Genomic DNA, 6851 nt, shown 5'->3' with positions numbered 1-6851 from the left:
AAGCTTTCGTCGCAGGTCCTGTGAGTCGTTGTAGCGCCGCTCGGCTTTCGAGACGTAACCTTGCGCCAGATGCAGGTCCCCCAGATATCCGTAGCTGCGTGCCAGGTCTCGCTCCAGGTGACTCTTGTCGATCTGGCTCTTCTCACGCAGCATGAGCCTTTTCAGAATATGAACACTTTCGTCGAAGCTGCTTTCCGATTCGACGAGAGCCCGCTTGTAGTCCTGATCATCGGCCTCACGACTGAGATAAACCTGTCCCAGCAGATGGAAAATTTCGGCTTGATCCCGCTCCAGCAGCGCGTCGTTGCGGTTGATCTGGTGCAGCGTCTCCGCCATGTCGCGGGCCTGCTTCAGCAGACCTTCCGCCAGTACGTACTCTTCCCGCTGCAGGTGAACGAGACTTTTGTTGAGTTTGACATCGACTAACCGCCGCTGCAGTTCGTTCTTCGATGCGGCGGGCTTATCGCTGTCGAGCTGTTTTTCGTAAGTCTCTTCCGCCTGATGGAAGTACTTCAGGACATCATTAGTGTCTTCACCCAGGACGCGAGCGACCGTGGCGCGAAGCTGATAGACCCGACCCGTATGCAGGGCCATCCCCGGCACGTTCTCGTAATCCTGCAGATAGTCGACGGCGAAATCGTTGATCCGGTTCATCGCGGGTTCGAGCACTGACAAATTGTGCGTTTCCCCGTTTGCCAGCGGTCGGCAAAGATCTTCCAGCGTTTTCAGCGAGGTATCGAGAGTCTTCTCGACGATCGCATTCTGATCCTCGATGTAGCGTCGTTTCTCTTCTTCAATTCGCTGCGAGAATCGGAAACGGTCGGTTTCGTAGATCATCCACGCGGATACGATCGAAACCGCCAGCGCCGCAGTCCCCAGACTGATCGCGATTCCGCGATGTCGTCGAGCAAGTCGAAAAAATTTGTGGTACCAGCGGTCTGGTGCCACCAGCAGTTCGTCGTCCCGCATCCAGCTCGTCAGATCGCGAGCGAGCAGTGTGGCGGTGGAGTAGCGCGAGCCAGGTGAGAGGCTCATGGCCTTCAGGCAGATTGCTTCGAGGTTTCGCGGGATCGAGTGGATGACCTGATGAGGTCGCGGGAACTGCGCGTTCCGAACCTTTTCGCGGACCTGGGGGTCACGGCCGTCAAAGGGGGGCTTGCCCGTCAGAATTTCATAAAGGGTCGCACCAAGGCTATAGACATCGCTGGTCGGCGAGATGGGTTCGTCCGAACTCAGTTGTTCCGGACTGATGTAGCCGTAGGTGCCCCCCCGCAGACTGTTTCCTGCTGCGTCACCAGCGGATTTGGGTCGTAGCAGGTCGAGTTCATTTTTCATGAACGTCTTGGTCCGTTCGAACGTCGAGGCGAGTCCCCAGTCGAGAACAAACGTTTCGCCGTATTGTCCGACCATGATATTGGCCGGTTTGATATCGCAGTGAATGATCCCGACGTCGTGTGCGTAAGCGACGGTCTTACAGGCGCTGATGAGATGTTCCAGCAGGGTCAGCAGCATGCGGCGCGCTTCCTGGCTGTTGGGGCGTACGCTGCGCACGGAGTGATACTCGCGGATGGCAGCGGCCAGTTCACGACCGTTGATCAGTCGCATCACATAGAACGGCCGGTGCTCGGCGTCTTCCCCATAGCCATAAACGGGGACGACGCCGGGATGGTCCAGTCGCCCCGTGATCTCGGCCTCGATCCGAAATTGTGTCAGCAGCGCAGGTTCCGAAGCGGCACGATCGTTGACCCGTTTGACTGCGGTTTCGCGATTCAGCGATTCGTCATAAGCACGGTAGAGGTCACCCAGGCCCCCCTTGTTGAACAACTTCAGTTCGCGATAGCGGGCATGGGAGGAGACGGAACCTGCTGTCACATCCGTGTTTCCGAGCGATACGGCGGTGACGATACTCTGGGGACTGGATGAGTGAACGGAAACAGGACGGCTGGACGAGGTGCTGTCGGGTTTGGGAGTTTCCCCGGCGTTGTGCTGGTCGATGCGACTCTGAATGATCGTAAAATTTTCCAGAAACGCCTGAAGTTCCGTCCGGATCTCAGGATAGCGTGTCAGGAACTCGACACTGTTGGGCTCGGCCCCTGCCCTGATCTCGCGAAACCATTCGGAAATGGCGGCGTCCAGGGAGTTCCTCTCGGATGATCGGGTATCTGTCGACATAGGTTCGGTCGCTACAGGCGGATTGCGGTGGCGTAGGTCACGGCGTGATTATGTTCGCTATTTTGACGCGAGCGTCCAGACCGGATCATATTCTCGCTGGTCTCGTGACCAGGCGTCGACAGCGCGCGAGAGCAGCACCATCGTCGGTCCATCCTGGCTGGATTTTGTCACCAGGCGACTGAGAATTCCGATGGCAGCCTGCAAATCATGCTGTTCCCAAGCGAGCAGAGCCTGTTCATAGTCCGCGGCAAACTCGCGCCATCCGGGCCCGGGATGCGCGACGAGTTCAAACAGATCGACAGGGATTTCTATGTTCTTCAGGCGGACAGAACAGAGTCGCCGGGTTTGCACCTTGCCCTCCAGCCGACGAGCGGTGTCACCCGTCATTAATGCCGGCGTGCGTAGAAAGCGAGTTGCCCCCTGGACACGGCTGGCGATGTTCACGTGAGCCCCCAGCGGTCCGTACTTCAGCTTATGCTCACTCCCCGTATTGCCGACGCGGACAACACCCGTGTTGATCCCAATCCCGATCTGCGTGGTTTCCTTATCCGGCAGCACGTAACGCTCATTAAACTCTTTTAAGGCATCCAGCATCAGCAGCGCGGTTTCGGTTGCGGCCGCAGCGTGATCTTCCATCGCGAGCGGTGCGCCCCACATGGCGATCAGTTCATCCCCGACGTAGTCGATCAGTGTTCCTCTGGTCGACAGGACACATTGGGAGAGCGTCTCCATGACGGCGTTGATCCAGCGAAAGGTTTCCGTGGGATTCAGCAAGCCTGAGATGCGACTGAAGCCGGCAATATCGCAGAACAGCAGAGTCACGTCGGCATCCCGACCGACTAGAGCTTCGGGATCCTCTTCGAGACTTTGCGCGACTTCTTTCGTCACGAACCTCTCGAACTGGATGCGCTTTTCGATGGCGGCCCGTTCCTGTTCCACCCGCGCCCACCCCCCCGCGACTCCACAAGCCAGGATCTCCACCAGCTTCGCGTCGAATCGATCGATGGGGGGGCGACTGGTGGAGCCCCCCAGACGGCGGTCCCCGTAGACGGCACCAATCACCACGCCGTCAGGATCGAGAATCGGTGCTGCAACCATGGCTCGCAGGAATGCCAGACTTTCGGAATGTTGGGCGTCGATCGCTCCGGGGCGACCCCACAAGGTCCGACGGTCCCGCAGCAATTGGGTCAGCAGTTTCTGGCTGGGCTGCCATCGCTCGGCCCCTTCGTTCTGTCCTTCGGTGGCCACGGCGACGACTTCCCAGAGATCACCCGTCCGCTTGAGCACGGCGGCGCGGTCGAGGTTCACCATTTCGAGCGTTTTTTCGGCGATCTGTTTTGAGAATTCGGTCGTCGAAGCGACCTGCTGAAGAACGGCGACCAGTTGCTCAAGTCGATCCAGCATCACGTCAGCGTTGGAGGACTGCAGCGACGCAACGAACGACTCGCGGGCGGGCGGCACGGAGGTCGGGGGATCGACGCGACTTCGCGTGAGTTGACTCAGCGACTGGGGCTTGGGTGGAGTGTGGGCAAAGGATTGGAAGAGATCGTGTTGTTCCGGCGCCAGCGCCTTCCTCCCCCCGACCGCCTCGATACAGAGCTGAAATCCGCCACGAGTCAGCCTGACGGGAAGCTCTCCTTCGTACGAGTCGCCCGGATTCAATTGGCGCTCGTTGACGATGGCCACGGTGTTCCGCTCGTTGATATTCGTCACCCGGACTCGCTGGCTGCCCAAGGCTTCGATTCGGAGCTGTTTGCGGCCAATCTCGTTCTGATCGCGTGCCGCAATCACGAGCCGAACGGGGCTGGCGTTCGGGACGACCGCCAGAGGAGCGGGGTCGTCCTGCGACTGCCGCCCCAGTTCCAGAAGCCGGTCATGAGGTTCCATCAGGACGCTGATGTAAGTTGCAAATCGTTCCAGACGAGCCATATCCGTGGCGCCTTTGTTTCAGCTCACGCCGAAGTACTTCTGAATCTTTGCTAACAACGAACTGGCCCGTTCATCGAGATTTTCAGGGGCGGTGCCGACATCCAGTCGGTCTCCCAGTTCCTTTTGTCGCGCTGCCACTGTGCGACTGAGAGTATCCGTCATTTCAGGCGATTGAGCGAGCGCTGCGGCCAGTGCCGGCTTGTCGATCACAAGCAGTTCACAATCCGTGACTGCCGTGACGGTCCCGCTGCGAGCCTCACCCAGCAAAAGTGACATTTCTCCAAAATAATCACCAGGCCCCAGTCGCGTGATTTCGACTGCCGCTGATCCCGATCGGGCCGACGCGACACTGACCGTTCCAGTGTGAACGATAAACAGTTCTCTGCCCGGTTCATACTGTCGAATGATCACTTCGTTTGCGTGGTAGCGTCGGAGTTTGCTTTCCCGTGCCAGGATTGCCAATGCCTTGTCAGGTAACCCCTGACTGAGTGACGCACCCCTCAGAACCCGCTCGTGGATTTCTTCGCGAGTCGGGACCGGCGTCTCTTCCGTGGGAAGCTGTTGCAGTTGTACGTTCATCACGGCGGGGGGCATCGTAATTCCCTCGCGCTGAAGTGCGTACCAGACGCGGTCTCGCACACCCCCGTCGACGCTGTCGCGGATTTCGAACTGGTCGGTGAAGAACCGCAACCAGTACTCCACGCCCCGTTCGGTGAAGGCGTTCGTAATGATCGTCGGGGCAGGTTCTGCGAGTACGCCTCGGGATCCCGCGATCGCGTTAAGGACGGTGGAATGCACTCGTCCGGGGGGAACCGAATAGGGACAGACAAAGTGGACAGACCGGCGTGTGTGCCGCTGGGGACGCATGAAGTTCGCCAGGGGCATCTCGGCCAGTTGGGTGTTGGGGATGACAATTTCGACCGAATCGAGTGTGACAACCGTCGTCCCCCGCCAACTGATTTCCTTGACCTTCCCGATATGGTCCCGTCGATCGTTGAACTGAATCCAGTCACCCACGGCAAACGGGTGATGAACGTTGATGGCGATGCCGGCGAAGATATTTCCCAGGGTTCCCTGCAGCGCCAGGCCAAGCACCAGGGTCAGGACGGACGTCCCTGTAATGAGGTCAGAAGACTTCAGGCCAGCGTTGCTCAAGAGGGGAACCAGCACGACGCCGTAGATTAAGACCAGGCAGATGTCGAGGTAAATCCGCTGCGGCGACCATTTCATCGCGCGCTGCAGGATCGTAATCACGCAGAGGAAGCAGGTCCTCACAACGGCAGTCAGCAGCAGAAACTCAGCCAGCAAACGGAAGAAACCGTCCATCTGAAGGTGAGAGAAGAGGGACGATATTCCCAGCAGGGTGGCGGCCAGTACGAGAAAGACGATCGGGTGGACAGCCAGCCGTCGCTGGGGTCGGGGCAGGACGATGAGAGCCGCGACAATGAGAAAGACCAGCATCCCCATTTCACGCAGGATCGTCGGTGAAAAGATCTGCGATGCCGCCGCAGCAATGTCGGGAGCGGCAATGATATTCGAATCCACGGTGTCCTAACCTCTAGACGGAAGCATTGATCATCAGTGAGCGGTGTGGCCGAGGTCATACGACAGGGGAATAGGGCTCGCCCGTTTCCTCGCAGCCCACGAGTCCGAAAGCTGTGGAGACGTTGGCTCATGCGAATAATCAGCGTTTTCGGTTTTGCCGAATCGCGACCGGACTATCCGGGGCGATGGGCCGCAGCGGCGTGTCCGTCAACCAGTACCTCGATCTTGCCCGTGTCTACCGAATACAGCCAGCCGTGAATGCGAGGAATCGACCCTTTCTCGTGCATCCGCCGGATGAACGAGAGTCGATTCAGGTGTTTAATCTGCAGTTTGACGTTCTCTTTCGATAGCAGATCAAGCTTCTGATCGTGGCTCAGTCCCTGTTGCTGGGCCAGAACTTCCACCTCATCTCGAATGCCGGCAGCAATCTGCAGCCAGTCCGCGATGTAGTTCTCTTTAACTCCTTCGACAATCGCCTTGATTCCCCCGCACCGCGTGTGGCCGCATACGACGATGTCCGGAATCTTCAGGTACGTCACGCCGTACTCGAGCAGCGCGGCGAAGTTCACATCGTTGTACGCGATGATGTTGGCGACGTTCCTGTGAACAAACATCGGTCCCGGTTTACTGCCCGTGATGACGTCTTCAGAAACACGGGAATCAGAACAGCCGATCCACAGAACAGCGGGTGTCTGAGCCGCGGCAATCGAGTGATAATAGTCCAGATTCCGGTTGAATTCGGATTCAACGAACCGCTGATTTCCGGTCAAAAGTTGCGAAATCATGCCTGGTGCGACCTTCCTTGCAGCTTGCCTTGGAATCCATTTTCCGGATGTCAGCCAGATTCGGTTGAGACGCATACCTGGGCGGGGGCATCACGCGAAGTTTTAGAACCGCCGGCACTGAAAAGCAACCATTTGTGCACTGTCCCTGACGGTGGTCGTCTCTGAAGTGGTCGAGGTTCGATCAGTAGTCGACTCGCATCAGGTACAGCCCCTGGGGAGGAGCCGTTTCCCCCGCGTGCGAACGGTCGCCAGATTCGAGGATCCGCTTCAAATCAGCGGGAGACCAGCGCCCTCGGCCGACATGGATCAGTGTCCCGACGATGGCACGCACCATGTTGTAAAGAAAACCGTCTGCCATCACATCGAAACAAAGGAATGCCGGGTCCGGATGGGTGGTGACAGCAGCCGGATTTCGTCCTG

At 58.3% G+C, this 6851-nt stretch carries 4 protein-coding genes and 1 pseudogene; all 5 read right to left on the bottom strand.

Annotated features, from left to right (window positions below; genetic code table 11):
- On the bottom strand, window positions 1-2172 hold a 2172-nt coding region (locus VGE80_RS17710), incomplete at its 3' end, for a serine/threonine-protein kinase (RefSeq protein ID WP_440593582.1).
- Between the two features lie 57 nt (window positions 2173-2229).
- Entirely contained in the window at window positions 2230-4101 is a 1872-nt protein-coding gene (locus VGE80_RS17705) for an adenylate/guanylate cyclase domain-containing protein (protein WP_440593581.1), read from the bottom strand.
- Between the two features lie 18 nt (window positions 4102-4119).
- Window positions 4120-5646 carry a cyclic nucleotide-binding domain-containing protein gene (locus tag VGE80_RS17700; RefSeq protein WP_440593580.1) on the bottom strand — a complete coding sequence of 509 codons (1527 nt, stop codon included), beginning with the start codon at window positions 5644-5646 and terminating at the stop codon, window positions 4120-4122.
- A gap of 173 nt (window positions 5647-5819) precedes the next feature.
- Window positions 5820-6431: a carbonic anhydrase gene (locus VGE80_RS17695; RefSeq protein WP_440593579.1), complete on the bottom strand. Its 612-nt coding sequence runs from the start codon at window positions 6429-6431 to the stop codon at window positions 5820-5822.
- A 181-nt stretch (window positions 6432-6612) separates the two neighbouring features.
- A pseudogene (locus VGE80_RS17690) lies at window positions 6613-6851 on the bottom strand (tRNA pseudouridine(38-40) synthase TruA); the annotation flags it as partial.

This window comes from Schlesneria sp. (genome assembly GCF_036405755.1).
In the GTDB taxonomy this organism is placed as follows: Bacteria; Planctomycetota; Planctomycetia; order Planctomycetales; family Planctomycetaceae; genus Schlesneria; species Schlesneria sphaerica.
The sequence above is the reverse complement of the archived record's forward strand: the minus strand, read 5'-3'. Positions and strand labels throughout refer to the sequence as shown.